The organism is Bifidobacterium sp. ESL0728 (assembly GCF_029392015.1).
GTDB lineage: Bacteria > Actinomycetota > Actinomycetes > Actinomycetales > Bifidobacteriaceae > Bifidobacterium.
Window position 1 is genome coordinate 2,059,970 of sequence record NZ_CP113925.1, and the last position, 26,711, is coordinate 2,086,680.

The following is a 26,711-nucleotide window of genomic DNA, read 5'->3' on the forward strand; positions in this document are numbered from 1 at the left end:
ATTCGGTTGTTGAACTTAGACAAACGCAAACCGGGACCCAGCCATTAAGCCGACACCCGCGCAACTCGCGATGCTGCGGCTGTTGCCACTGCCCACGCCAAGCAGCGTTCAGGCTTCCTGACGACCTTCCAAGGCCCGCCCCAGCGTGATTTCGTCGGCGTATTCCAAATCGCTGCCCACAGGAAGACCGCTGGCAAGCCGCGTGACCTTGAGATCCAAGGGAGAAAGCAGGCGGCTCAGGTAGGTCACCGTGGCCTCGCCCTCGATGTTGGGGTCGAGCGCCAGAATGATCTCCTTGACCTCGTCGGTCTTGAGTCTGTCAAGTAGCTTGGGGATGGCAAGGTCTCCCGGACCGACGTTGGCCATCGGGTTGATGGCACCGCCAAGCACGTGGTAGACACCATGAAATTCCCGGGTTCGCTCGATGCTCATCACGTCCTTGGGCTCCTCGACCACGCAGATGATGGAATGGTCGCGGCGCGGGTCGGAACAAACCGGGCACGGGCTCGTCTCGCACACATTGCCGCAGATCTCGCAGAAACGCACCTTCTCCTTGACCTCACGGATGGCATCCGCCAGATCCTGCGCTTCCTCGTCACTTGCCGAAAGTAGGTAGAACGCTATGCGCTGTGCGCCTTTCGGGCCAATGCCCGGTAGACGCGCGAAACCGTCGATAAGGTGCTGGATCGCACCATCATAAGCCAATGCCATCTGTTATCGGTTCTCCTCTTGCGGATGCCGCTCGACCGGTTTGATGTTCTTCGGGTTCTTCGGATCGTCTGCCTTGAAGTCCTCGACCTTCTTGACGTCGAAAAGCTTCGAGAGCTCATCCAAACCCACTGCCGTGGCATCGCCCAATGACTGATCGTTCAGGGAGTAATCATCGTCCTCGGCGGCCACTCGCGGATGCTGTTGTGAGTCATCGGCCAAATCGACATTTCGGAAACGTGCGGCCACGTCTCCCCTGTCATCCGGCTTGATGGCTGTATTGCCGTTCGAGGCGGCAGATTGCGATCGGGAATTATGAGGTTGTGCAGAAACCGGTTTCCCACCATCTGCCGCGGCCTTCGGCGGAGTATAAGAGCCATCGGCGGATGACCCCGAAGACCTTGTTCCCCAATTTTCAACATTGGCAAGCGGTTGCGACCCGTTCACTCTACCGTTGCCTGTGGTCTGCGTAACAGCCGAATCGCTGTGGGCATTGTCGGCTCCTTCCTGTGCCGCTGGCGTGGCCCAAGGGTCGATACCATCGCTGATGTCGGGGACGGCGATGTGCTTCCTGTGATGTTCGGGAGACTGATTCCCCGGTTCATCGCCGAGTGCAGGATGGCCCGCGGCATTCTCATCGAAGTGCCGCACCGAGTGGGCAGCGGCAATCCCGGCAGATTGTTGTTCTCCTGGTTTTGAAGCCGCACCGCCTTGAGGGTCGGGCGCGGGCAATGGATTCATCCACGGATCGTAATCGTCATCCATGGGATTCTGCGATCCCTGGTTCAACGTAACCGGGTTCGCGGAAGTCTCCCCACGGTGCCCCTGTGTCGAAGCGGATCTCTCCGCTGCCATATCGTCACTTTGCGATATGCGGGTTCCGGTTTCCGCGCTATCGCTATCCAATTCTCTTTTAGGCTCTCCGCCTCTGCCATTCTCGGTTTCCGGAGAACCTGCTCGATGGGAGGAATCATCGGATTCGTCGGCGGCATCGGTATCGGACTTCTTCTGTTCCTTGGGAGCCGAGGCACTGTGGACACCTTGCCCGGCAGCCATGCCCAAGCCGCCGGTCGCCGAGACCTTGGCAACCGCGATGTCGCGCTTGACTTTGGCAAGTTCTTCGGGCTTCATACGTTTGGTGGAAATGACTTTTTCGCCGTTCGCCGCCACGCCGGTGGGGGCGATCATCGTGTGGGGGCCGAAAACCGAGCGCACTCCGTCCAATACCACATTGGCGGCTTTCTGCCCGTTGTGCTCTGCATCGGAGGCGAGCGCCAACGCGAAGGCGTGCTGGCTCAGCGCGCAGTCGAACGTCATCGACAGACGTGACTTGCCGGCGTTATTGGTCGCCAGCGAAATTGTGGGTACCTTGCTGTGAGCGACATACTCACGCACGTTTTCCGGCAATGCCTTGAGCACCGCATCCCACTTTTCCTCGACGGTGGCATTCGGATCAACTTTCACCTTTGCAACCCCTGCAGTCTGAGCGTTCCGCTGTGCACCGGCGTTCGCGCCAACGCCGGCGGTGGTGACACCTTGGCTTGAAGATCGCTGACTTTGCGCGCTTCCACCTTGCCCGTTGCCTTGCCATCCATTGGGTTCGTTATTGCCGTTCGGGGCATGATTGGCATTTTGGACAGCGGCCTGCACATTGGCATTATTGCCATTCTGCGGGTTTTGCGCCGAAACGTTCGATGCAAAACCTTGGAATGCGGATGCCTGCTGAGGCTGAGGCTGAGCCTGATGATTGCCAGGCTGCTGATTGGCAGCGTTCCTGCTCGAACCGATGAAACCGCCACGGCCACGCGCCACATTGTTGCCTTGGCGGGCCCCGTTATTGCTGGCAGAAGACTCTGATGAGCCCATACCCACAGCAGCGGAACCGGCCTGAGCCGCGCTCGGCGCAAAACCGTTCTCACGCCCGGCCAGCAGTTTCGCGGCCAAAAGCTCCAAACGCATGCGAGGCGAAATCGCCCCGGTCATGTTGCCCAAGGTGTCGTTGATGGTTTCGGCCATGGCGGTAAGCGTCGAAAGCCCCAACGCCGAAGACTGGCGATGCAGGTCGCTCATGTCTTCGACTGCGGAATCATCACTCAGCACACTTTCGGCCTTCTCCCCACCAAGGGTAAGCACGAGCAGATCGCGAACACGCGAAAGCAGATCCTCCACAAACCGTCTGGGCTCGAAGCCGCCGACGACGACTTTCTCGACCACGCCATAGAGTTTCTCGCCGTCCTTATCGATGACGGCGTCGATGGCCTCACCAATGAGCTCATCGGGAGTGAACCCGAGCAGGGCGACGGCCGAATCGTATGACACTTCGTTGTCAACGGCGCCTGCCATCAGCTGGTCGAGCACGGAAAGCGTATCTCGCACGGAGCCACCGCCGGCACGCATGGTGAGCTTGAGCACACCCGGCTCCAAGTCGATATGCTCGTTGTCACAAACCTCTTCCAAGTACGGGCCCATGACTTCGGGAGGCACCAGACGGAACGGATAGTGATGGGTACGCGAGCGAATCGTGGAGATCACCTTGTCAGGCTCGGTGGTCGCGAAGATGAACATAACATGTTCCGGCGGTTCCTCCACGATTTTAAGCAAGGCGTTGAATCCCTGCTGGGTGACCATGTGGGCCTCGTCGAGGATAAAAATCTTGTAACGGTCGCGGGCCGGAGCGAACGCCGCGCGCTCACGCAGTTCACGTGCGTCCTCGACGCCGTTGTGGCTGGCCGCGTCGATCTCGACCACATCAATCGAGCCGGGGCCACCGGTGGCCAAATCCTTGCAGCTTTCGCATTCGCCGCACGGATGCGAAGTCGGGCCTTTGGCGCAATTGATGCACCGGGCCAGTATCCTGGCGGAACTGGTCTTGCCGCATCCACGAGGCCCGCTGAACAGGTAGGCATGGGTGAGCTTGCCCTCATCCAACGCTCTGGAAAGCGGGACCGTGACCTGATCCTGCCCTATGATGCCATCAAATGTGTCTGGCCGATACCGTCGATACAATGCAAGTGCCATACTCTATAACCTACCTTCACCCGACTATTTTTCACCAAGCTTCACAGCCGAAATCGCTCGCTTTTCCTTCCGCATGATGCAAGCGCAAGACCCAATGCCCAGAATCCGTTTCACGACCTTTATGCTCTCTCATTGAAGCAAGACTTCGCCACAATCGCCATGATGAAAACGACGAACCAGATTGGGCATGGCTTCAATCACGAGCATGCTCATGAGCATTCTACCGGACCGGCCCGAGCCATGCGGGAAACAAGAGGAACGAACGGAACCGCCGTTTTCACGGCGACTTTGACGGTGACATCCTCTTCATCGACTGTGCAAGCGAGCAGAGAGGCCTTGTTCAGCGTCGAAGCACGACGGGATTTGATGCATGGATCAAAATCGCCGTCACGAGCGGAGGCCGCTCCAGCGATAGCGGCCTGATCGGCGGCCGATCGGGCCTCGGAGATGCAAACCAGCAGATTGCCACCCAAGGCAATCGCGGATAGCAGCACCGCCGCGACCGCGATCAACATGAGGCCGTTGATGGTTCCTGAGCCTTCATCGCATACACCGCCTTTCAAAAACCGATGGCATTCCAACGTTGACGCCGCCGACTTGCCGAATACGGGCAAAGCAAAGAACCGCTTCGCTTGATTCGACACCACGGATTGAAAATTCCGCGGAGACAAGCATCCACGACACTTTCTTCCATTTTGCCCGCGGCCGCTGAAACCGATGTGTTTCGGTTCCTCTTTGGAGCGGCGGCGCTTCCCCCAGCACCTCATTGGGTTACCCCGGTCGCCTTGCCGACGACGGCCATGGGCAGCACGTGCATGGGATCAGGCACCACGCGGCAGCTGACCGTGACCTTGACCTGTTTGAAACCTCGAGATATCGAAACACTGGCATCACCACCTGCGGCATCATGGGCGGCAAGACGGGCCTCGGTGTCGCTGGTGGACACCACAGCCACGCGCGCAGCCGCAGAGGCGGCATCCTGACAGTTCATCTCGACCGTGACCGCGCGGGCCAGCATCATCAGCAGCACGGCCATCGCCATCACGGCTGGGAGCACAACAGCGAACTCGGCGGTGACTGCTCCCTCGTCAGCGCGTATTTGCCTCCGAGGGCCGAAATGGCCAAAACGCCAATGCCTGCGGCCGACCGGATGGGTATGAAACCAGTGCCGCAAGTAACATACCCACGTAGTCGGCGACCGGAACGAGCGAGATGACTTACTGCCCGCTGGGATGAGGCTTCTATGCCAATGGCCGTCAACCGGCGCTTGCGATTGCATCTTTTGAAGTGGCATGATACTCCCCTCCTCTCCGCAATCCTCATCATCCTTTTCTATCGTTTCCAAACCGAGAAACCCGGAAACTCAGACCACCTTGAGCGCCTTCTTGACCAGTGCCATCAGCAGTGTCTTTACAGCCCCGGATTTGAGCAGGGCCACCAAAACCGCCGCGAATCCCGTGGCAGCGACCAGAACGACCGCATATTCCGCCGTCGCGGCGCCCTCGTCAGGTTCGGCCATCGCCGTGCGGAAACGGGCATCCAAAAGGCACAACTGCCCTTTGATCTGCCTGGAACGCTCGGAAACGCGAGAGGCAAAACCCGTGACAACACCGTTGTTGGTTTGATTGATAGTCATCAATTCTTTACTCATGATTACTCCTTTGATTTCTCTGAAATTCGCTATCGCAGCCGGTGTGGCTGTGATACCCCCAGTCTGACAGAAGTCCGCCGTTTACCGTGACGATTTCGGGCACTGTGGTCGAATGGTCGGGGTTATGCACATCCCGGGCGTGTCGCGGTTTTCATCCACAAAAAATGTTGACAAAATGTGGAATGCCGATAAGTTGTCAACATCCTACAGAATGCAGAAAAACGACAAGAACAGATAAAGCCGAACAGGAAAATGAATCGGAATATTTATTTGTTATTTCCGAAGATAAATTAATCCAATTGGTCAACCCAGCCATCGCCATGTTTCCGAAAGCCGGAATGCGACCAGCACTTTCAATACACCGCTAACGTCGGATACAGGCAGAAACGGCATCGGCTCAATGGCTGATAAACGATCCTATAGCCGGAATAATGCCGATGAGCATGAACGAGGGCAGAAAACAGAGACCCGTCGGCAAAAGGAGTTTGATCGAAAGCCGCTGAGCGGATTGCTCGATTGAGGCGCGGGCCCTGGCATCCAGCTGCTCCACCGCACTTTCCAACGGGCCAACGGGCGAAACGCCGCGGGTCCAAGTCCTTTTCAAGGCACCGTCGATGACGGTTAACGCTTCAAGTGCGCCAGCGACATCGTCTGAAGGCGAATCATCATCCTTATCCTGCCGTTTTCGGATATGCCTGCCATTTGACTTAGGTCTTTGCCGAGCTCCCTCTTCGCTGTCTTGGCAGGTCAGGGAAGCCGCAAACCACGCATCCTCCCAACTGAACCCGAGCATCAACGAATACGAGGCTCGGCAGAGACCAGCCCCCAACGTTCCTCCCACAATCGAGCCGATAACCTCGAGCGCATGGGGAATCGAGGAGCCTTCGCGCATGGCCACCGCCATCATCTCCAAAATGACACCGAGGGACGGTTTGGCCGCAAAGCCCACGCTCAGGCCTTGCAACTGCCGCGAAAGCATCTGCGCAGACGGGTGCCATAGAATCCAAGCGGCAGCCGCCAAGCATCCCGAAACAAATGCATTCATACTCATCTACCCCTACTGTCGCAATACATTTCAAGCCGCATCTTGACCGCTCTTTCGCACCCCGCTTCCAGCCGCACCGACGCCATCCATCAGGGCCTTCATCCACAGCATCCCCAACGCATACGTGCCGGCTCCGAGCAGCAGACAGACTCGTCCGGCACCGTTGCCGAAAAGGAACGTGAGCGGCGAGGCACCCATGAGCTGTGCCAAAACGAGCGTGGCCAAGGGCAACAACGAAAGGAGTTTCACCGTGGATTTCGGCACAGTGAAGGCATTGTCTTTCAATGTCTTCATCATCCGGTTGCGTTTATAAGACGCGGCTACGGCGTCCAAGCAATGCGAGGCCTCGCATCCTAGGGTTTTGCTCAGTCTGCAGGCCAGATCCAACTCGATCGCCGCCTGATCTGCCTGTTCGGCCGTCTCGTTCTCACCCAATTGGGCATAGAGGATGTCATGCAATTGGGCCAAATCAGGCATGGCGGCAGTTGAGCTGAGGAGTTCACCCTGTATTTGCTCGGCAAAAGCATCCTCAAGCGATCCGCCTGCCTTGACCGAAGCCCTCAACGCATCGATGCACGAAAGAATACCCGCCTTGTGCTTCCCTGAAGCCACAGCGGGGGCCAAGGCGAACGCCCCATGTTTGCCGGCCGTGCTTGGCCAGCCAAGGCAGACAATTGCGCCCGAAAGCAAAAGCCCGGCCATCAACGCGTAGCAATCCATGAAATCACCCCCAATGCTTGACGAAAGCATCCCAACCCGGACCAGGCACGGGCATTCCCGAACCATTCCAGGTCGCTATCGGCTCGCCGACGAAATGCTCACAATCCTTGGAAAGTCTTCCTATCTGGGCGATTCGTCGCTTGCCGTTGCTGCGTTCGAGATGCAAAACCACATCAAAAGCCCCTGCGGCAAGCATGGTCAGCGCCGGCTGATTGAGACCGGCCAAAAGGCCAAGGGAAACCAACCGGGAGGGCACGCGATCGACGCTGTCGGCGTGCAGAGTGACCATGCCTCCGTGATGCCCGGAATTGAAGGCACGCAGGAGGTCGGCTATCTCCTCGCCACGGCACTCTCCCAGAATGATGCGGTCAGGGCGCATACGCAGCGTCGCCTTCACCAATTCCGGCAAGCCTATCGCGCCCGCACCCTCGACGTTAGCCTCGCGGACAACCAGCGAAACATGATTGCCACGGCCGAGCGTGCCCAATTCGCGAACCTCCTCGACGCTGACGACACGTTCCGCAGGGTCGGCTTGGGCAAGCAGGGCTTTGAGCAGCGTGGTCTTGCCGGCACCCGTTCCGCCGGTGATCAGAATCGTCGCGCGTTTGCTCACCAAACCGCAAAGCAGCGGGAACCAGGATGGCGGAAAGAGGCCTTTCGAACCCAATCCGCTCAATCTCGGAACGCTTCGGCTCGGGAATCGTATGGAAATGCTCGCTCCCATCGGCACAATCGGTGCAATAACCGCATGAATGCGGATGCCCTCGACGCTTGAGGCATCGGCGATCGGGCAGGCGTCGTCGAGTCTCTTGCCAAGTTGTGCACACAGCTGGGTGGCGTATTCGCGCACAATCTGCGGGGAGCGGAACGGCACTGCGGGATGGTATTCGTTCATCCCGCCACCCCGATCGACCCATACACGACCCTCGCAAGTCACAGCTATATCGGTCACCGCCCGTTCATGGGCAAGCTCTTCAAGGGGTCCGAACATCAATGTCGACCATCTCCTTCAACCGCATCACTGACGGCCTGGGCCAACTCTCCCATCACCGTCCTGTCGGCTTTCGCGATCTTAAGCCCCAACCCTTCCAACGCATCGCTGGTTCTCGCGCTGTTCGGGCACACGGGCCCGAGGACCTGATGCCCCAAATACTCGCTGGCCTCATTGACGCTCACCACACCGCGTCGCCGTGAGGCGCCTCTTGGCTCGATACCCACAATCGCCGCCAGTTGCGAGGTTTTACGGCTTTCAAGGCTTTGAACCTCGCACTCTTGCAAAGCCAAACCACCACCGAGCGATTGCGGCAACGGCCGCTTCGACGATTCAAGGGAATCTGCAAAATCATGGGGAGGGCCATCGTCTCTTCCGCCAGTCGAGCCGATACGACCCGAAGCGACCTTATTGAGCAAAGCCTTGGCACGGGCCAAGCCAAGCACGGAAAGTTCGGCCACCACGACGACCGGCGCGCGCCCCAGGGCAGGAACCATATCAACGATCTGCCCTCGCGAACCGTCGACCAGCACCACGTCCGCGCTGCGTTCCAAGGCCGTCAACACGGCCTCGACCTCCCACCATTCAGGGGTCTCACTGTTCCATGAATCGAAGGCAAGAACGGGCATACCTTCCCAATGCGGAAGACGCTTGCACAATACTTCTCCGTCGATTTTGCCCAATGGCGCATTCAGTGTGCCGAACCGCAGGCCTTTGTCGTTTTCCAAGCCAAGCAGGGTATCGAGCCCGCCGGAAGTAAAATCCCCATCCACCAATGCTGTGCGTGTTCCCTGAACCTTGAGCTGCAAGGCGGTCAGCGAGCAGAGCGCGCTCAATCCCACTCCCCCACTGGCCGAGAGGAAAACCGCCGTATGACCGGTGAACACATGAGTGGTGCTGTCTTCTGTGCTCGACGGATCCTTTGGCGAGGCAAGGTCCGCCTTTTCTTCGTGTACTTCTCGCGTCTCATAAACACCACGCGCTTTCTGCACCTGAGGCATCGGAGGTTGTGTACGTGTCAATACCGTTGGGGCCGACGTTTGATGTCGGCGAAGCGCGAGTTCCCGGTTCATGGCAGGACTGGGCATTGGGGCAGTCGAAAGCGGAGTTGAAAGAGGGGCCGACGGTGTCGACGAAAGCGAGGGTACAAGCGAAGTCGACGAGCTCAGCTTCCGGGGAGTATATGGTTGCGCCGGCACCCGCGGATTTGCTTCCGTCGCACGCACCGAGTCCGACCCCGGCAGTTTCGAAACAGACGCATTCAACAGCCGAGCGGGCGCGCTGAGCCACAAATCGGGCGCATTCAGCATTTGAGGAGAACGCGGCAATTCAAGCACGGGCGTAGGTCTCTGCGGCCGACACGGCAACGATTTCGCAGATCTCGGCAACCTCGTCGGCGGCGGCATCGCAGAAAGCGGTTTTTGCTGCTGTAACCTTTTGATCGGTCTGCCTTTCACCTCGGCTGGCAGCAGTATTCTTTTGTGCCGAGGAAACGAGGTACCTACCCGGCGTGGCCTTGAAATCGATAATGCATTTTCCATATACCCATTCAATCCATTCATAGGCCGGGAACGCAAGCTGAAACGGGTACTGTGGTCGGATGATAGGGGTTATCCACATTTGAGGCGTGTCGCGGGGTGGGTGGCTGAACCGTACACATTCATGCACAAATACCTTAGACTTTTATCGCTGAATAAGTAAAAAGTAATAGGCACTATCTTTAATAGATAAAAAGTCATTCATAAATACGTATGTTTATCACAAAAAAAACTTCTGTTTTGTCGGCATTCTGGACTTAAAAAGAAACTATTTACAACAAAACCGGCCCGCAACCAAATGAATAACCATAGGTTGCGGGCCGGTTCATCGTAGTCGGCGTCTGTGCAATATTCGCTCAGGCGCGGACAACAATCAGATCAGTCATCGAAGGGATCGAAGTCGCGGCGGACACGGCGACGCGGGCGCTCGCTGCGCTCTTCGCGGTTCTCACGATATTCATCATAGTGATCGTCGGTCGCGTAGCGCGGATTGCGGTCGCCATGACGGCCACCACGATAGCCGCCACCACGGCGTCCTTCGTGACGGTCGGAACGACGGTAATCGTCACGGTCCTCACGGCGACGACGCGGACGATCCTCAAAATCAGCATCGTCATCACGATCGTCACGATCCTCGCGGTCATGGCCACGGCGGTCATCACGGTCGGAGTGACGGCGGCCGTCACGATCGTCGCGATCTTCACGACGGCGACGCGGACGATCCTCGAACTCGGTATCGTCGCGATCCTCGCGATCTTCACGGCCACGGCTGGAACGACGGTCATCACGATCATCACGCTCGGAACGACGACGGTCATCGCGGTCCTCACGGTCGCGTCCGTGGCCACGATAGCCACGCCCACCGCGATCGTCATGGTCGCGACGTCCGCCACGGCCACCGCCGCGCGGGCCGGATTCCTGATCCTCGAAGCCGGGGATGGCCAGCGAGATCTTGCCGCGGTCGTCCACGCCCTGAACGGTCACCTCAACGGTGTCGCCCTCCTTCAGCACGTCTTCGACGGCGTCGATGCGCTCGCCGTTGGTCAGGTTGCGGATCTGAGAGATGTGCAGCAAGCCGTCGGTGCCGGGAGTCAGGTTGACGAACGCGCCGAAGCTCGTGGTCTTGACGACCTTGCCGTTGAAGTTCTCGCCGACGGCGGGAACGTGCGGGTGCGCGATGGCGTCGATGGTGGCCTTTGCCTTTTCAGCACCGTCGCCGCCTTCGGAAGCGATGTAGATGGTGCCGTCGTCCTCAACGCTGACGTCAGCGCCGGTATCCTCCTGAATCTGGTTGATCATCTTGCCCTTGGGCCCGATGATCTCGCCGATCTTGTCGACAGGAACGGTGGTGGTGATGATGCGCGGGGCATACGGGCTCATCTCGGCCGGGGCGTCGATGCACTCGTTGATGACTTCAAGGATGGTCGTGCGGGCTTCCTTCGCCTGCTGCAGGGCTGCGGCCAGAACGTCGGCGGGAATGCCGTCGAGCTTGGTGTCGAGCTGGAGCGCGGTGATGAATTCGGAAGTGCCGGCGACCTTGAAGTCCATGTCGCCGAACGCGTCTTCAGCGCCCAGAATATCGGTAAGGGTCTTGTAGATGTGCTTGCCGTCGACGTCTCCGGAAATCAGGCCCATCGCGATGCCCGCGACAGGAGCCTTCAGCGGAACGCCCGCGTCGAGCAGCGAAAGCGTGGAGGCGCAAACAGAGCCCATGGAGGTCGAGCCGTTGGAACCGATGGCCTCGGAGACCTGACGGATGGCGTACGGGAAGTCTTCCTTGCTGGGCAGCACCGGCACGAGCGCCTTTTCGGCGAGCGCACCGTGGCCGACCTCGCGGCGCTTCGGGCTTCCGACACGGCCGGTCTCACCGGTGGAATACGGCGGCATCTCGTAGTTGTGCATGTAGCGCTTGGTCTGCGGCCCGGAGATGGAATCGAGCGTCTGCTCCATCTTGAGCATGTTCAGGGTGGTGACGCCCAGAATCTGGGTCTCGCCGCGCTGGAAGAGTGCGGAGCCGTGTACGCGCGGCACGATGCCGACCTCGGCGGAAAGCGTGCGGATATCGCGCAAGCCGCGGCCGTCGATGCGGAAGTCTTCGGTCAGGACGCGACGGCGCACAATCTGGCGCTGCAGCTCCTTGAAGGCGTTGCCAAGTTCCTTTTCCTTCTCGGCGTCATCCATGTCGGTGAATTCGTCGGCGAGCTTGGCGCGGACGTCTTCCTTGATCTCGTGGATGCGCTCCTGGCGCGGCAGCTTGGCGGCGATGGACAGGGCGTCGTTCAAGTCGTTGTGGGCGATCTCGTCGATGCGCTTGTAAAGCTCGTCCGTATACTCCGGGAAGAGCTGGAATTCCTTGTCGTTGGCCTTGCCGGCCTTCTCCTTGAGCTCGTTCTGAGCCTCGCAAATGACCTTGATGAACGGCTTGGCGGCTTCGAGGCCACCGGCGACAACTTCCTCGTCCGGCTTCTGCTGACCCTCATCGTAAATGAGGTTCCAAGCGTTCTTGCCAGCTCCGGCCTCGATCATGGCGATGGCGACATCACCGTTTTCGATGACACGGCCAGCCACGACGATCTCAAAGACCGCGCGGTCACGCTCGCTCCAACGCGGGAAGGCGACCCACTGGCCGTCGACCAACGCCAGGCGCACGCCGGAGACCGGGCCTTCGAAAGGCAGACCGGAAATCATGGTGGACGCGGAAGCGGCGTTCAAAGCAATCATGTCGTAGGCATCGTCCGGATTGCAAGCCAGCACGGTCTCGACGACCTGGACCTCGTTGCGCAGCGTGTGCGGGAAGAGCGGACGCAGCGGACGGTCGATGATGCGGCAGGCGAGAATCGCGTCGTTCGAAGGACGGCCTTCACGGCGGAAGAACGAGCCCGGGATCTTGCCCGCAGCGTACATCTTCTCTTCCACATCGACGGTGAGCGGGAAGAAATCGTAGTTTTCCTTCGGGCTGCTTCCGGCGGTGGTGGTCGAAAGGACCATCGAATCGTCATCGAGGTAGGCGGCTACAGCGCCGTCGGCCTGCTGTGCGAGACGACCGGTCTCGAATCGCAACGTACGTTTACCAAATGAACCATTGTCAATAACGGCCTCTACGGCCTTAATTTCGGGACCCTCCAAGGGTTCCTCCTTTGTTTAATTTCCTAATTTCCAACATACTGCAAAATGCTTTGTCAACGTCCGACCTTTGTTTATTTTGCAAGGCTTACCTGGCCTCACCAACGTTGGTGGACGGCACGTTGACTTTCACTTCTCAGTCTGAAGCAGCATTGACGGCGATCTCGCCGGAACACATATCCAGATATTTCAATTATCGACCCTCACCTTAGGGTCGTCGGTTTTTCTTCACTCGCGAACAATATTAGACTTTTACTACCGTCTATGTCCAACCAAACCTCTGAAAAAGCCCGAGCACGAAGCCCGGGCATAAAACAGTTAACGACGAAGACCGAGACGCTCGACCAAGGAGCGGTAACGGTTGATGTCGACCTTCTTCAGATAGTTGAGAAGACGACGACGATCGCCGACCATCAGCAGCAGGCCACGACGAGAGTGGTTGTCGTGCTGGTGGGTCTTCAGGTGCTCGGTCAGATCGGAGATACGCTTGCTCAGCAGCGCAACCTGAACCTCGGGGGAACCCGTGTCGCCTTCGTGCGTCGCATACTTGGTTACGATCTCGTGCTTTTCTTCAGCCGTAAGTGCCACGGCATCCTCCTTATAGTTGCTGCGCGGTGCCATCGGCATTGTGCCGAAGCGCTCTCTATCCGCGGGCGAATACACGCCAAGTTTCAAGTATAGGAAGAGGTACGGATGAATGAAACCTCATCGTCGCGATATCCAACTTTCAGTGAGAAAAGCACCAAAAACGCCCCCAAAAGATGCTTTTCTCCTCAGTAAGTAGCGTTTCAGGGAGAAAAGCACCATTTTGGCCTTAATTTAGTGCTTTTCCCACTGGAATCAGACCTCGCTGGGCTGACGAAAACCTCTTACACGGCGGTGAGCAGGCCGCTGAAGAGGACGGTCAAGAGGGCGATGCCTTCGATGACGAAGTACATGAGGAATGAAGCCCAGCTACGGGTCAGCACATTCAGCGGGGAATTCTTTTTGATGCCGATCAAGAGGCCGACGAAGAGAATCGCGTAAACACCAGCCGCTACCAGTGCCGCGATAATGCCGAGGTTCGCCGCATTCGGCAGCGCCGACGAGGAGCCATACATGACGTACGTCGAAAACCAGAATTTGAATTTCAGGAGCGAAACGCCTGCAATCAGCTGCTCGAAAGCCAGCAGAAGCAGGAAAAGGTTGCGCCATAGCCATGAATGCGCCTCCACAAACGAAAGCGCGAATGTGGCGAGCGCGAAAACGGTCACTGCCCACGAAACGAGAGCGACGCCTTGAGGCGCAAACGGGCTCAACAGCTTAATTATCTGTGCGGTATGCTTCACGGCAAACACACGCCCAATCCAATACGGACCGATGATGGCAATCAGCAGAATGACCAGATAGACCACCCAGCGAATCGGCCGAAACTGGCTGCGTTTGATGTCGGCCAAGGAAAGCTCGGTCTTGGGGATGGAGGCTTCGGGATGCTTGGAAACACTGACTTTCTCGACTTTGCCCTCGACGATTTCAACGGCTTCGTTACGTTTTTCCGGCTTTTCGGAAAGTGCGGCCTTCTGGGAGGAATTTTTTGAGGGCTCGTGGTCTGTATCTGTCGAATCATCCGTCATGGCCATGCCTCATTGATCTTACGAACCTTTTCGCACTGCCCCATCAAAGCCTTCCAGTGTCACGAAACATCTGTCACGCCTTTAGTGGCACCAAAAACGACGGTGAAACGATACCTTATATATGCCATAAGTCCGTCATCCGCTCACCCCCGCAATGGGAGCGGATGACGGGAATCGAACCCGCGTAATCAGTTTGGAAGACTGAGGCTCTACCATTGAGCTACATCCGCGTGCCGTTTTGCAAGTTTCCTAGAGCCCACAAAACAACGACTTTTAGTATACACGAAGCTCGGAATTGGCGACACGTTCATAGACTTGCGCGATCGATGAAGCGACAATATTCTCCAATCACCGCCACGTAGCACCAAACGATGAATTGGATGCCAATCGATATTCCGTGCTGCACCAATGCCGAAACCCAATTTTAAAAATGTCGGAATCAAGCCATTCTTCTTTTTCAATAAGTCAAAGAAAAAGCACGGAAGCGCTGATAATGATGTATCAACGCTTCCGTGCTGCACGTTCACCTGGGCTACTCAACGATCATCGATTGCCCGGTAGGATGAATGTTGTCACTTGCTGACCTTGGCATATTCCGCCAGGAGGTTCTTGGTGAGTTCCTCGGCGACGTCGGCACCGAGCATCATGGCCATGCCGCCGACGGTGCAGCTGTCGACGAACATCACCAGCAGGCTGCTGTCAGGCATGATGTTGTGGCCGAATTGCTTGTTGAGCTTGGCCACCACCTTCTCGACAATCGGGCCACCGACCGGATCGTCCTTCCATTCCTTGAAGGTGGACCACTTGGTGAGCTTGGCGACCTTGCCGTCGTCTTCCAGATCGACACAGACGGTGTCGGCGATGTCGCGCGAAGACGTGGCGACCTCGATCTTATAGGTGCCTTCCTCGACCTTCCAGTCTTCGAAACGCTCGGACCAATAGGCGAACGCACGGGAATCGAGATCCATGGAGACCTCGGCGGACTCGCCCGGCTCAAGATAGACCTTCTTGAAGCCCTTGAGCTCGTGGACAGGACGCGCGACGGCTTCCTTCGGCGGGGCCACGTAGAACTGCACGACCTCGGCGCCGGCCACAGAACCCGTGTTCTTCACGGTTGCGGTGACGCGAGCGGACTGCGGGCCGGTCTTCTCGGCCTTCGCGTTCGAAATGTCGAACGTGGTGTACGAGAGACCATAGCCGAAGGGATACACGACGGGCTTGTGGAAGGTGTCGTAGTAACGGTAGCCGACGAAGACGCCCTCGCCGTAGTCGACGTGGCCTTCCTCGCCCGGCCAGTTCATCATGGTCGGATCGTCGTCCAAATCGTTGATGATCGTCTGGGCGAGCTTGCCGGACGGGCTCACATCGCCGAAGACAACATCGGCGGTTGCGGCGCCGCCAGCCTGGCCCAACAGCCATGCTTCAAGGATGGACTTGGCATCGCCAGCCCACGGCATGGAGACCGAGGAACCGTTGGAAAGGATGACCACAACGTTCTTGTTGGCGGCGGCAACAGCCTTCAGAAGCTCGACCTGCTTGGCCGGGATAGCCAGCGAAGTACGGTCGAAGCCTTCGGATTCGTAAGCGGCGGGCAGACCGAGGAAGAGCAGCACGGTGTCGGCGCCCTTGGCGGCGTTGACGGCCTCAGCGGTCAGAGCCGGGTCCTGCGGATCGTCTTCGAGCGTGAAGCCCGGAGCGAAGTCCGCGTCGATACCGCGGTCCTTCAGCGCGTCCATGAAGCTGGTGAGTTTGTTCGGGTTGATCAGCGACGAGCCGGCGCCCTGGTAGCGCGGGGTGCGGGCGAACTCGCCGATGACGGCCAGTTTGGTGCCGGGTTTTACCGGCAGCAGGCCATCTTCGTTCTTCAAGAGGACCATGGCCTCGCGGGCGGCGCGACGGGCGACCTCATCATGGGCGTCGATGTCGTAGCGATAGCCGGCCTTGCCTTTTTCCATGGCAGGACGGGTCTTGTTGACAAGATCAATCATGCCCTGGGCCATTTTCTGGAGCTGCTCAGGCGTCATCTCGCCGTCGCGAACCGCGTGGACGACCTTGGCATCGGTGTTGGTCGGCGGCATCTCAAGGTTCAGGCCGGCGTTCAGGGCTGCGGCACGGTCGTGCACGGCGCCCCAGTCGGACATGACGATGCCCTTGAAGCCCCATTCGCCCCGCAGCACATCGGTCAGGAGCCACTTGTTCTGGGAAGAATAGACACCGTTGATCTTGTTGTAGGAGCACATGATCGTCCACGGCTGAGCCTTCTTGACGATGTGCTCGAAGGCGGACAGATAAATCTCACGAAGCGCGCGCTGCGAAATGTTGGCGCTTACGCGCATACGGTCGGTTTCCTGGTTGTTGGCTGCGAAGTGCTTCAACGAAGTGCCGACGCCCTTGGACTGGATGCCTTCGATCTCGCCGCAGGCCTCGTGTCCGGCCAGGTACGGATCCTCGCTCCAGAACTCGAAGCAGCGGCCGCCCAGCGGGTTGCGCTTGATGTTGATGCCAGGGCCCAGGATGACGGCGACCTGTTCCTGGATGCATTCCTCACCCATCGCCTCGCCGGTTTCGCGTACCAGATCCGGGTTCCAGCTTGACGACATGCCAGCGGCCGGGGGGAAGCAGGTGGCCGGAACGGCCTTTTCGACGTCCATGCCTTCGAGGTTCTGCGCCTTGCGCAGTCCGTGGGGGCCGTCGGTAATCGTATAGTTCGGCAGTCCCTTTTCGGGCACTGAACCAATACTCCACGGATTGGTTCCACTGGTCAGCGCCGCCTGCTCTTCTACGCTGAGGTCTTTGGCGTCGGTTACTGGTGTTGTCTGATTGGTCATTGTGCAACCTTTCTTGTATTGCAAGCAAAACTCATCACTGAGCCCTGCCGTACACCTTTATTACGTTCAGTTATTGCCGATCCGGCCTTTCCTGTAGCTTCAGGATAACCGCTTAGTTACCGACCGGTAGGTAGCTTCATATTAGCATAAACCATCGTCGTTGATATCAGACAAATCACCATAAAATAAATTCCGACGAAAAGCCGCCGCCCGGCAAAATATTTTCCCCTGCCAAGACGACGGCATCGCACCTGTCCAGGCACTTGTTTATTGCCGGATGCAAATCTTAGATAACGTCAAAACCCAAGTGAATCGGTTATGTTCACCACGACGCCGGAGTACAGTTTCGCTCTGAGCCTGTTAACACTTACAGTCCCAAAATTCACAGTCCGAAACCACCCACCAGCACCGCAACGGCCGAAGCAACCGGTCCATCGTGACTTAATGACACGTGCCAACGCAACGCCAGCGGTTGTGTGCCCCGCAACTGCCGATCGGACGCAAACGAATCCTCAGCCGATGACGTCTCATCAGTCACCGCCGTTTCCGTCTGATTTGCACCCAACGATTTGAGCAGCATAGCCTCGCAATCCCGCACCAATACCACACGCGGCCGCGAGCGCGAATCATCGAGAATCTCGACCTGGGCCCACGGAAAATCGTCAAGTGTGTATGGATTCGGGCGCTCCCCCAGTGCCTCGCACCACGCCTTGAGCACGGCTTCCTTGCCTGCCCAGCGAACGGCGAGATGCGCTGCCTCATCGTCGTGCTTGAGCCTGGCACGCACCGAGGCCTGCCGCAGCTCACGAGCAGAAAACAGCAGCCTGCCACGCGAACCCGGCTCATCCAGTTGTTGGGCGAAATCGGCAACATCCACCACATCGTGCCCCAGTCCGAGCACGAGCGAACCATGGGGCTTTGCCTCACCGCTAACCTTGACGTCAATCACGGTTTCATGCTACCTGCCCGACATGAATTCAAAAGGCCACCACGGTCAATCACCACATATACAGTCGTGCAAATCCGACAACAACAAGCTGGCGTCGGACAACCCCAGCGAAAGTGGCGACAAACCAGCGACAAAAACAAAGAGGCCCCGATGGATATTCCCACCAAGGGACGTCTTCATACACTCTGGATGAGCCCGACGCCGCCATACAATCAATCAGAATCGCGGGGCGGCATCGAGACATCACTTACTTTGAAATTTCGGCAGAGTCCAGATTGGGGTGACGCGCCAGAATGTAGCCGCCATTCCTGTAGGCAAGCAACAGCAAGAACAGGAGGATCGGGAACACCAGCAGCCACCAGAAACTGAAACTGGAACCAACCTGGACACCTGTGGAAGCAGGCGTTGCGAAGAAGCATTGCGGCAGTCCCTCGTAATCCGAATCGCTCCACGCGGCAGGCGTGCCATATGCGGTCTCATCGGCTTCAAGCCACGCGACCTTCTTGGCATGGCGTTGGCCGCTCTTGAGCCTGCGGGCGACGTCATCAGGCATGCATTTCGGGTGGACCTTCTTCGGAACGGTCATGGTGTTGAGACCACCGCTAGAAAACCGCCACACAATTAGAAGATGGTCATTGCACGGCGTTTCTCGATTTATCAAATATCTGGCACAAACAGCATGAAAAACGACATAAAGCCTGAACCGAACAACGAAAGAAAGAGAAGAAGAAAGAGGAAGATAATTCTTTAACGGCTTTACTCAGCATATAAAAAAGTGGCGGTTGACAGACTCAATGCCAACCGCCACTTCTTTCAATCATCAGGTGCGGTCCCCGTTTCCGGGAGCCGTACGATTATTTAGAGCGCAGCGCCATCTCCGTTCACGCCGGATATTGCCTTGAGTACCCGTCTTGGCCTTCAGAGAAACGGGCTCGCAGATACTCAAGGCGGCACCTGCTCGGGATTTTACCGCCCGCTGTAATGTGCGGGTGCTCCCGCGTACTCGGCGTTCTTCTCCTCCTGGTGTTTGCCGAAGATGAAACCGGCCTCAAGCAGCGCCACAGCTGCTACGATCACCGCGACCAGGATCCACCAGTTGAAGCCTTGCTTCTGGGCAGAAGAGTCAGTATTGGCGGGCACACAAACCGGTTCGCTTGCTGCGGGCTCAATCCAGGCGGCACCACGAGTGTAGCCGGATTGGACAATCGGCGCGCACTTATAGGTCCTGCCATACTTCTTCGGAGAGTTTCCATTGTTGTCATTGGTGCTGTTGCCGTTATTGTTGTCAGGAACATAGCCGTTGTCCGAGTTGGCGGAGCCGTTGTTGCTCTGCGGAACGATCACCGTCGGAGCAAGCGGGGCCACGCTGCTTCTGGTCGGCGAGGCCGAACCCAACACAGGCGCCGGGTTGTTGATGACCGTGCGGTAGTTATAGGTGGGCGTGTTCAACGTCCGGTAGACCACCGTGGTGCCACCCTTGCCGTTGTCGGCTGCGGGATTCGAAGCGGGAATCGTCGGCTGGTTGCCGTTGTTGTTCTGGTTGCCGTCGCTACCGTTACCGTCGTTACCACTGTTATCGTTGCCTTGGTTCGTGTTCGAAGGCGGCGTGGTTGGCGCTGGGGCGGGGGCCGGAGCGGGAGCCGGAGCCGGAGCCGGGGCCGGGACCTTCTCCCACTGCGCATAAAGCGTCGTGGTACCAGGCTCAAGAATCAGCGGCTCACCGGGAGCGATGAGATTGACATTGTCGGTGCGCGAATAGGACCAACCGATGAACCTGTAGTCGGTACGGGTATAGGTGTTGGCACGCGCGGGACGCTGATAATGGTTGAAGTCGACGCTCGGATCGGAGGTCTCAACCGTAAAATCATCGGTAAGGTCATCGCCACCGTAGGGATTGGCGTTGGCCAGGTACTTCACCGTGTAGTGCGCGCTCCTTACGGGGTTGCTCTTGGGCGACCACTTGGCGTAGAGGGTCACATTTCGTTTGCCGGAGACCGGGATATTGCCTGTTCCGTCCACACTGTAATCCTGACCAGAACCATCGGCTGCAGTATTCCACTCAACCATGTTGTATCCGTTGAGATAGAACTGCCCTGCCGGGATGTCGACGGAATTGACCGTCGCACCGGTCTTGACGGCGTCGGGAACGCTGCCGGTGACACTGGCGCTTGCGTCGCTCGGCTTGTTGGCGTCGAAGTGAATCGTGGCCTGCTGCTGCCAGACGAACGTGCCGCCGGCGAAACCGGATGCCTGGGTCAACGCAGCGAGGGATTCGCTGTCACCCATCGCGCTGCTGGTCCAGCTGTCGTCGCTCTTGGTCCAACGACCGGAATAGCCGTTGGCAGGCGTGGCCGGATTGCCGAAAGCGACCGGGACGGTCGAAGGCTCGGAAGTAAAGAAACTTGCCGGCAACTTGGTGCTGGCACCGAGGGTGAGCTTACGCAGGCCCTGCGGGAGAACGTTGTGCTTGCCGTCGGCGGGTATCGGGGCAGAGTTCCAACCGGATATATCAAGGGACCACAGATTGTTGCAGCCCTCGAACATCGAGGCCATGGTGCTCACGTGAGTGACGTCCCAACCGGAAATACCGTTGAAAGCATGGTCCGCATTGTCGGACCCAAGTGCGGTGTCGCCTTGGAACATACCGGTCATGTCGGAGACGTTGGAGGTATTCCAGTTAGAAAGTCCCTTGATCGTCTTCAACGATGTCGCATATGTGAACGTTTGTGTCAAATGAGTCACGTGATCGGTATTCCAGTTGTGCAGGTCGAGCGAAGTCAACGAGGAAGCACCAGCGAAAGTCGCTCCCATGTTGGTGGCCGCCGGGGTCGTCCAGTTTTCGATGCCGCGAACGCTGGTCAACGCTCGGTCATTCATGAAGAGCTGGTTGAAATTCCAGCAGGAAGTGGGGTTCCAGTTGCGCAAATCGAGGGTGGGCATCAAGAACATGTTGCTGAAGGTCGCCTGCAACACCTGCACCTTCGAGACGTTCCAGCCACTCAGATCCAAGGCCTCAAGACTGGTGCCGGAGAAGGTTCTGTTCAATGAAGTGACGTTCGAGACGTCCCAGTTGCGCAGTCCGGTGAGGTGGCTCAGCGACGTGGTACCGAAAAACATGCGGTCAAGGCCGGTGTCCTTCAAAGCGGTTGGATGCCAAGCGCTCAAATCCAGCGAGCGCAAAGCGGTTGAACTTTGGAACATGCCGGAAAGATTCGTCGCATGGCTCACGTTCAAACCGGAAAGGCCGGTGATGCTGGTCAATGCAGGATCGGTATTGAACATGCTGTTCATGTCGGTGGCGCTTGAGGTGTTCAAGCCGGTGACATCGAGACTCTGCAATTTCGGAAGATTGTAGAACATCGCGCCGAATGCAGTGACATGAGAGGTGTCGAGCTTGTCCAGCCCCTGAATGGAAGTCAGCTGGGGAAGCTCGGAGAACAACGAGCCTTCGTCGACACTGCGCGGAGTCACCTGGCCATCGAAGACAATGCCGGTAAGCACCTGTTCGATTCCGGGGTTGACGTTCGAACTCCACGGCGCATCGCCACGGATTCCGACGGTGCCGGCACCTACGTGAACCACACAACCTCCAGCGCTGGGGGCTTCGAAACGATAGGGAGCCGCACCAGGAACATTCCCCCACGTGCCGGTCGCAGAGCTCGGACAAAGACCTTGGGCACCCGGCAATTCTTGCGTTTGCGGAGAAGGCACCAGCAATGACTGCTTGTCTTCGACGATTGGCTTCTGGTCGGGCTGCAGCTGAGATTGAGAACCGGACTTGCCTACCTGAGAGGAAGCTACCGTTTGCGACTGAGCTTCAGAACCGGAATTTCCCGCCTGAGCCGAAGCACCCGTTTGCGGCTGTTGGGACTCCTCGGACTTTGCTGTTTTTTGCGAACCGTCTGACTGGGCCAACTGTGGTGAGTCTGCGCCTTGTGGCACTTCGGACTGACTTGTTTCTTGCCCTGAAACACTTTGGGGCGTTTCTTCGGCCGAGGCACTAACAACTGGGCCAATGGCGAGCGCCGACGCTACAAGCAAGCCGACAATCGCTTTACTTAACGACTTCAATATTTCTTTCCCTTTCTCGTTTCGCAATGCTTCCTTGACCTTCGCCTTTTCAACGATAATGCAGGATATTCATCGAACATGGTGATGACAATACGGTGAGCACAATTGCAATACTCGTTATTGTATCGCGCGTCACATGCTAGTAATGAGATTTCTAGAAAAACGTTTGACATTTCAGCTTAGAGTGAATATATATTATCGCAAAATCAAATGATTTATTAGCTTTTAGAAACAAAACATACGATTGACGAAGTCTGAAAATATGTTTTATATAAAACGTTAATAATTAATACATTCCGATAAACGCAGCGTAGAATGCACCACTGATTTCTTGGAATAAGAGTACAACTTATAATACAAGCGGGTGAATAATTATACTGAATTCCACGCCACTAAACAGGGCTTGAAATGAATACTGAACAATTTTAAAAAAGAAAAATCAACGGATGAAAATACCGGGTAGACGGAAACACAAAACGTTAACCATATCGAGTCCATCTTAAGATGGACTCCCCGCAAACCCGTTAGAAAGAAGTGTCCACCACCGAGCACAACAGTGGTGGACACTTCTTCAGAGCCTTCAAGCAGTCAGGCATGGGGCCAACAATGCCGCTGCCTGGTCCGCGTCGCCGGACGGCCAATCAGGACCCTTCGGCGACGGGAAACACCCTACTTCGAGATCTCGGCGGAGTCCAAATCACGATGGCGCGCCACGATGTAGCCGCCGTTGCGATAGGCAAGGAACAGCAGGAACAGGGGGATGAGGAAAATCAGCAACCAAAGGAAGTTGAAACCGACACGCACACCCGATGCTGGTGCCGTGGCCTCAATCGAACACCTCGGCAGACCGTTGTAGTCCGAAAGGCTCCACGCCTTCTGGACGTAAGCGGTGCCGTCAGGCTCGATCCAATAGACGGGATGGGTGCCTTTGCCGGACTTCATCCGTCCATAGACGTCCTCGGGAATGCAGGTCGGACGCGGCCGCTGCTGCTGCGGTACCGGCGCCACACCGTCGTTGCCGGTGACAGGAGCCGGGGCATTGCCTGCAGCACCAGGCGCAGGCGCGAACGCCGGGGCAGGCGCAGCCGCCAGGGCAGGAGCCGGGGCAGGCAATGCGGCCACAGGGGTCACCGCCGCCTGCGGCACGACCGCATTACCGGCCTGAGCACGTTGAATCACACCAGAAGTCGACGGAGACACCGGAGCCACCGGGCCAGCAGGCTCTGATGGTGCCGTAGATGTAGGAGATGAAGTCGGAGCCGCGGGACTCGCCGGTGTCGCCGGTGTCGGTTTAGGCTGGTTTGCCGGAGTCGTTGGCGGAGTCGTCGGCTTGGGCCGGTTTGCCGGGGTCGCTGGCTTCGGCTTATTCGGATTTGCCGGAGTCGTCGGCTTGGGCCGGTTTGCCGGAGTCGCTGGCTTCGGTTTACTCGGATTCACCGGGGTGACCGGCTTGGGCTGGTTTGCCGGGGTCGCTGGCGGATTCGTCGGCTTGGTCGGAGGAGCCACCGGAGCCGGGGGAGCCGGCAGATGCGGAGTCACCGGAGGAATCGGCGTGACCGATGAGGCCGGGGGCGTAGCCGGCCCAGCCGGGATCGTGGGCTCCGCCGGCGTAGCGGGGGTCGTCGGTTTGGTAGGCCCGGCAGGCTTAACAGGCCCCAGGGTCGTTCCCGTGTCAACAGGAGCCGTCTCCCACACCGCATACAACGTCGTCGTGCCAGGTGCCACTAAGATCTCATGACCCGGAAGGAACCTGCTTCTAGGCTCACCCGACTCGGCACTCTCGGTACTCCACCCGACGAACTTATAGCCATCCACGCTAAATCCGTTGGCCGCGACCGTCCTCGGATAACGCATCAGGTCGAGCCCTTCGGCGGGAACCACCGTGAACACGTCATCAGGGGTGGCACCGCCGGCCGTCAGACCTTCCGGCGCATCCGCCTCATAATGAACCGTGTACTTCACGGTAACCGGCGTCATAGGCACAGACTTGCTCTGCCACTGCGCCCAGAGACGAATCTTCTCCCCACGCTTGAAGTTGGTGATGGTGTCACCCTTCCTATACAGAACCTGACCGCCATTCTTGCCGGAATTCCAACCAAAGAACTTGTAGTTCTTGGCATGGAACATCAGACGCGGAACCTTGATTCTAAGATTGCTGGCATCGGCCCCCACCTTGCGAATCGTCACCGGTTTCCCAGTCACCTTCACACCCTTAGGGGCGTTCTTGCGGAAGCTCACCTCGGCGAACTCCTGCCAGACAAACGTGCCGCCCTTGAAGTCCGATGTCTGAGTCAGCGCGGAAAGCGACTCATTATCACCTTGCGTGGCATCGCTGGCCCAGTCGCCACCCTCATCGGCTTGCGCCCAACGGCCGGTATAGCCGTCGGATTCAACGGCACCAGATCCACTGGGCTCCGAATAAAAGAATGTATCCTTAATTTTGGTCTGCGGACCAAGCTTGAGGGATTTCAGGCCATAAGGAAAAGCATCCGGCCCTACAGTCACAGCACCGGTACCCCAACCAGAAAGATCGATTGTCGTGAGGTTGTAATCACCCCAAAACATATCAGACATATCGACGAGCTTGGAGACATTCCAATCCTGGAGCCCCTTAATCTCGGTCAGGTTCTGTTGGCTCCTAAACATGTTGCTCATATCGACAACATTCGAAGTGTCCCATCCGGAAACATCCAAAGTGGTCACGGAACCGACCCGGCTAAAGCCGCCACCGAACATCCCGCTCATATGAGCCACCTTGCCGGTCTTGAAATTCTCAATCCCTTTGATCTGCGTCAAAGCAAAAGAGTTATAAAACATGTAGGACATTTCAGTGGCGGAATCGGTGTTCCAATCAGTCAGGTCGAGCTTTGTCAACACAGAATCATTCTGGAACATGGAATTGAACCACATATTCTTGCTCACATCCCAGCTCCCGATACCCGGCAAAGCGGAGAGGCTGTGCATATCCATGAACATGCCTTGCATATCGGTGACGTTGCCCATTTCCCAGTGGGAGACGTTGCCGAGAGTGCCGATGGACGAGGCGCCGTCGAACATATATTCGGTGCACTCATCCTTTCCGAGATCCCAACCGGAGAGATCGCCAAGGCCTTCGAGACTGCCATTGCCTTGGAACATGTATTGGGTATCAGTCACGTTGCTCATATCCCAGCGTGACAAATCGCCGACGGAACGCAGCTGCGAACGCCCGTCCAAGATTCGGAGCATGAAGCTCATGCTGGTGACAGCGGAGGTATCCCAATCGTCAAGACCGGTGATTGTGGTCAGGTCAGGATCATAAGCGAACATAGTCCCCATGCTGAGGGTCATTTTCGTCTTCCATTTGCTGGAAGCCTTGCTACCGGGAAGACCAGCACCCGCAGCGCTACGGCTTGTGCCCCAACCAGTCAGGTCGAGACTCTTCAACACGGGATTGCTTGCAAAGGAGCCCAAAAAATCGAAATGCTCGTGCCCTTCTTGAGCCGGCCCTTGCAAACCGCTGAAATCAACATCTCCTACATTATCGATCTGCTCAAGTCTCTGATATCCATTGAAGTAGAAATGGGTCGAAGGTACGACATGCGTATTGGGAGCATCATCAAAGACAATACGCACGATATTTTTCTTCAATGACTCGGCAACCGAATCGTAAGCGAACTTTTCGTTCGGTGAATTATGCTCACCGGCAAGCACACCCGGACCAATATGCATTACATATTGATTCGTACCGACTTCCTGTATGTACCAGTGCGCATCTGAACTGTCGCCATCAGGGCCCCAATCCGCCTGGAACTTGATCGAAGAATCCATGCCGCCTTGCGCTTGTGGCTGCCGCCCAGTTTGCGGGGTCGGGGTAGACGCCGGTTCCTGGGACTGGGCCGAAGGCTGGCCGGACTTGGCCTCGCTCTGACTTCCAGCAGACGACTCGGCGCTCGAGGATTGCGACTTTCCCGAGGCGCTCCCCTGCGCCGTGCCGGACGCCGATGCATCCTTTTGTCCATCATCCTTGGCCGTTTCGCCCGCGGCGGACGTAGACTCCTGAACAGAAGTAGTCGCCTCACTGTCTGGCTGGATCTGAGCCCCTATGATTTCGTTGGCGGAAGCTCCCGTAACGACTGTCCCCGCGAGCATCGCAGTGGCAACAATCAGACCAATGGTTGCTTTGTTGAAAGACCTCATCGCTTCTCATCCTCTCTGCGGTTGATACCACTCGTCGTGCCATCAACCGCCGGAACCTAGCACCGCTGCCCACAATGCAGCTTCTAAATCCCCAATTAGCTCACTATTAGTATAACAATGCATTACGACAAATATTTACGAGATGACTATTTATTAGAATATAAAAGTTGTCTGCACAAATGAAAAAATCATATTGACCGCTGAAAATATGCTGTTCCGACACTGCCGCACTGCAAAAGCCTTGAAAGCGCGAAGGCGCGATGCCATCCATCATCTT

General features: G+C 57.4%; 19 protein-coding genes and 1 tRNA gene. 1 reads left to right on the plus strand and 19 read right to left on the minus strand.

Translation table 11 applies throughout. From position 1 onward, the window contains the following. Positions 1–108: 108 nt before the first annotated feature. The 9 genes from recR to OZX67_RS07840 all read right to left on the minus strand — a co-directional run bounded on the left by recR (position 109) and on the right by OZX67_RS07840 (position 9,134). On the minus strand, positions 109–711 hold the full coding sequence (gene recR / locus OZX67_RS07800; protein ID WP_277142307.1) for a recombination mediator RecR: 603 nt from the start codon (positions 709–711) through the stop codon (positions 109–111). Positions 712–714: 3 nt separating this feature from the next. Continuing rightward, the gene (dnaX, locus tag OZX67_RS07805) at positions 715–3,726 is read right to left on the minus strand and encodes a DNA polymerase III subunit gamma/tau (protein WP_277142309.1); all 3,012 of its coding nucleotides are present in this window, start codon (positions 3,724–3,726) and stop codon (positions 715–717) included. A 209-nt stretch (positions 3,727–3,935) separates the two neighbouring features. Next, positions 3,936–4,289 (minus strand): Rv3654c family TadE-like protein, encoded by a 354-nt coding sequence (locus tag OZX67_RS07810; protein WP_277142311.1) that lies wholly within the window; start codon positions 4,287–4,289, stop codon positions 3,936–3,938. Positions 4,290–4,489: 200 nt separating this feature from the next. Next, positions 4,490–5,020 carry a TadE family protein gene (locus tag OZX67_RS09670; protein WP_348519602.1) on the minus strand — a complete coding sequence of 177 codons (531 nt, stop codon included), beginning with the start codon at positions 5,018–5,020 and terminating at the stop codon, positions 4,490–4,492. 69 nt (positions 5,021–5,089) lie between these two features. Next, complete coding sequence (locus OZX67_RS07820) at positions 5,090–5,377, minus strand: DUF4244 domain-containing protein (RefSeq protein WP_277142314.1); 288 nt, start codon at positions 5,375–5,377, stop codon at positions 5,090–5,092. A gap of 397 nt (positions 5,378–5,774) precedes the next feature. Then, positions 5,775–6,428 carry a hypothetical protein gene (locus OZX67_RS07825; protein WP_277142315.1) on the minus strand — a complete coding sequence of 218 codons (654 nt, stop codon included), beginning with the start codon at positions 6,426–6,428 and terminating at the stop codon, positions 5,775–5,777. Between the two features lie 24 nt (positions 6,429–6,452). After that, positions 6,453–7,142 carry a hypothetical protein gene (locus OZX67_RS07830; RefSeq protein WP_277142317.1) on the minus strand — a complete coding sequence of 230 codons (690 nt, stop codon included), beginning with the start codon at positions 7,140–7,142 and terminating at the stop codon, positions 6,453–6,455. Positions 7,143–7,146: 4 nt separating this feature from the next. Further along, positions 7,147–8,133 carry an ATPase, T2SS/T4P/T4SS family gene (locus OZX67_RS07835; protein ID WP_277142319.1) on the minus strand — a complete coding sequence of 329 codons (987 nt, stop codon included), beginning with the start codon at positions 8,131–8,133 and terminating at the stop codon, positions 7,147–7,149. Next, positions 8,133–9,134: a hypothetical protein gene (locus OZX67_RS07840; protein ID WP_277142321.1), complete on the minus strand. Its 1,002-nt coding sequence runs from the start codon at positions 9,132–9,134 to the stop codon at positions 8,133–8,135. Before OZX67_RS07840 ends, OZX67_RS07835 begins: the two co-directional genes overlap by 1 nt. A gap of 70 nt (positions 9,135–9,204) precedes the next feature. On the opposite strand from OZX67_RS07840, the gene OZX67_RS07845 reads away from it, so the two are divergent. Further along, positions 9,205–9,447: a hypothetical protein gene (locus OZX67_RS07845; RefSeq protein ID WP_277142323.1), complete on the plus strand. Its 243-nt coding sequence runs from the start codon at positions 9,205–9,207 to the stop codon at positions 9,445–9,447. A gap of 15 nt (positions 9,448–9,462) precedes the next feature. Here the strand turns inward: OZX67_RS07845 and OZX67_RS07850 are convergent, their stop codons facing one another. From OZX67_RS07850 to OZX67_RS07895, 10 genes are all read right to left on the minus strand, one after another. Further along, entirely contained in the window at positions 9,463–9,801 is a 339-nt protein-coding gene (locus OZX67_RS07850) for a hypothetical protein (protein ID WP_277142325.1), read from the minus strand. A 248-nt stretch (positions 9,802–10,049) separates the two neighbouring features. Then, complete coding sequence (locus OZX67_RS07855; protein WP_277142327.1) at positions 10,050–12,797, minus strand: polyribonucleotide nucleotidyltransferase; 2,748 nt, start codon at positions 12,795–12,797, stop codon at positions 10,050–10,052. 315 nt (positions 12,798–13,112) lie between these two features. Next, positions 13,113–13,382 (minus strand): 30S ribosomal protein S15, encoded by a 270-nt coding sequence (gene rpsO, locus OZX67_RS07860; RefSeq protein ID WP_277142331.1) that lies wholly within the window; start codon positions 13,380–13,382, stop codon positions 13,113–13,115. 281 nt (positions 13,383–13,663) lie between these two features. Continuing rightward, positions 13,664–14,413, minus strand: a complete 750-nt coding sequence (locus OZX67_RS07865) for a hypothetical protein (protein ID WP_277142333.1) — start codon at positions 14,411–14,413, stop codon at positions 13,664–13,666. Positions 14,414–14,566: 153 nt separating this feature from the next. Next, a tRNA-Gly gene (locus OZX67_RS07870) sits at positions 14,567–14,637 on the minus strand. A gap of 342 nt (positions 14,638–14,979) precedes the next feature. After that, positions 14,980–17,235 carry an exo-alpha-(1->6)-L-arabinopyranosidase gene (locus OZX67_RS07875; RefSeq protein ID WP_277142335.1) on the minus strand — a complete coding sequence of 752 codons (2,256 nt, stop codon included), beginning with the start codon at positions 17,233–17,235 and terminating at the stop codon, positions 14,980–14,982. Between the two features lie 382 nt (positions 17,236–17,617). Further along, positions 17,618–18,184, minus strand: coding sequence for a 4'-phosphopantetheinyl transferase superfamily protein (locus tag OZX67_RS07880; RefSeq protein ID WP_277142337.1), 567 nt, complete (start codon positions 18,182–18,184; stop codon positions 17,618–17,620). A 247-nt stretch (positions 18,185–18,431) separates the two neighbouring features. Further along, complete coding sequence (locus OZX67_RS07885; RefSeq protein ID WP_277142339.1) at positions 18,432–18,770, minus strand: hypothetical protein; 339 nt, start codon at positions 18,768–18,770, stop codon at positions 18,432–18,434. Between the two features lie 380 nt (positions 18,771–19,150). Beyond that, positions 19,151–22,099, minus strand: a complete 2,949-nt coding sequence (locus tag OZX67_RS07890) for a BspA family leucine-rich repeat surface protein (RefSeq protein ID WP_277142341.1) — start codon at positions 22,097–22,099, stop codon at positions 19,151–19,153. An 825-nt stretch (positions 22,100–22,924) separates the two neighbouring features. Then, positions 22,925–26,434 carry a BspA family leucine-rich repeat surface protein gene (locus OZX67_RS07895; RefSeq protein WP_277142343.1) on the minus strand — a complete coding sequence of 1,170 codons (3,510 nt, stop codon included), beginning with the start codon at positions 26,432–26,434 and terminating at the stop codon, positions 22,925–22,927. Positions 26,435–26,711: the final 277 nt, after the last annotated feature.

Coding starts and splice junctions, on each gene's coding strand:
- OZX67_RS09670 (WP_348519602.1), bottom strand. CDS start 5,020: ATGCCACTTCAAAAGATGCAATCGCAAGCGCCGGTTGACGGCCATTGG.
- OZX67_RS07835 (WP_277142319.1), bottom strand. CDS start 8,133: ATGTTCGGACCCCTTGAAGAGCTTGCCCATGAACGGGCGGTGACCGAT.
- OZX67_RS07875 (WP_277142335.1), bottom strand. CDS start 17,235: ATGACCAATCAGACAACACCAGTAACCGACGCCAAAGACCTCAGCGTA.
- OZX67_RS07825 (WP_277142315.1), bottom strand. CDS start 6,428: ATGAGTATGAATGCATTTGTTTCGGGATGCTTGGCGGCTGCCGCTTGG.
- OZX67_RS07865 (WP_277142333.1), bottom strand. CDS start 14,413: ATGGCCATGACGGATGATTCGACAGATACAGACCACGAGCCCTCAAAA.
- dnaX (WP_277142309.1), bottom strand. CDS start 3,726: ATGGCACTTGCATTGTATCGACGGTATCGGCCAGACACATTTGATGGC.
- OZX67_RS07845 (WP_277142323.1), top strand. CDS start 9,205: ATGGCAGGACTGGGCATTGGGGCAGTCGAAAGCGGAGTTGAAAGAGGG.
- recR (WP_277142307.1), bottom strand. CDS start 711: ATGGCATTGGCTTATGATGGTGCGATCCAGCACCTTATCGACGGTTTC.
- OZX67_RS07820 (WP_277142314.1), bottom strand. CDS start 5,377: ATGAGTAAAGAATTGATGACTATCAATCAAACCAACAACGGTGTTGTC.
- OZX67_RS07840 (WP_277142321.1), bottom strand. CDS start 9,134: ATGCCTCAGGTGCAGAAAGCGCGTGGTGTTTATGAGACGCGAGAAGTA.
- OZX67_RS07885 (WP_277142339.1), bottom strand. CDS start 18,770: ATGACCGTTCCGAAGAAGGTCCACCCGAAATGCATGCCTGATGACGTC.
- OZX67_RS07895 (WP_277142343.1), bottom strand. CDS start 26,434: ATGAGGTCTTTCAACAAAGCAACCATTGGTCTGATTGTTGCCACTGCG.
- OZX67_RS07830 (WP_277142317.1), bottom strand. CDS start 7,142: ATGGATTGCTACGCGTTGATGGCCGGGCTTTTGCTTTCGGGCGCAATT.